Annotated in this window: 1 pseudogene; it reads right to left on the reverse strand. The window is 67.2% G+C overall.

Annotated features, from left to right (window positions below):
• Nucleotides 1-170 precede the first annotated feature (170 nt).
• Nucleotides 171-665: pseudogene (locus LU671_RS29315) on the reverse strand (T6SS effector BTH_I2691 family protein); the annotation flags it as partial.

A 665-nucleotide genomic window follows, 5' to 3' on the forward strand; every position in this document is an offset into this window, starting at 1 on the left:
GCCGCGGTGATGGCGCCGCTGAGCAGCATGGCGTTGACCTTGTGCGCGGCGGGTTTGCGAAAGGCCTGGTCCAGTTGGCCCAGCAGCGCATCGGTGCGCGCCTGCAGGCCTTCGTTGAGCAGCTTCAGGTATTCGCCCGCCCTGAGCGGCACGACGAGTTGCGTCATGTGCTACCCGGCAAAACGCAGCAGCGCCGCGCTGTGCACGTAGCCGATCATCTGCCGGGCGCCGGCGGACAGGTGGCTGTGGAGGGTGTTGCCGGCATTGGCGGTGGCGGCGAGCAACTGGCCGATGGCGTCGCGCACCGGCTTGACCATCAGCTGCTGGCCCTCGTAGCTGGTGGTGAGGCCCTTGACCGTGTCGTAGACCTTGCTCAGGTCCTGGCTGGTCAAGGCCTCCAGCAGTTGCCGGAGCAGCCCTTGGTGCTTGGCGACCAGGGCCTGGTAAAGCAGGCTGTCGGGGTCTTCCAGTTCCTGTTGCCACAGCCGTTGGCTCGCGCCGAGCGCGGCGCCGTCCTGCGGCTGGGTTTCGCTGGGGCCGCCGTACAGACAGGTGCCCAGCATGCGCACGAAGTACTCCGTCGAGCGCCAGTCGATGGCGCTGTAGTCGTTGTAGGCGATGCGTTGAAACGCCGGGGCGGCGTAGAGCTCGGCATACAAGGTGGC

This window comes from Pseudomonas sp. NMI760_13 (assembly GCF_021283245.1).
Lineage (GTDB): Bacteria > Pseudomonadota > Gammaproteobacteria > Pseudomonadales > Pseudomonadaceae > Aquipseudomonas > Aquipseudomonas peradeniyensis.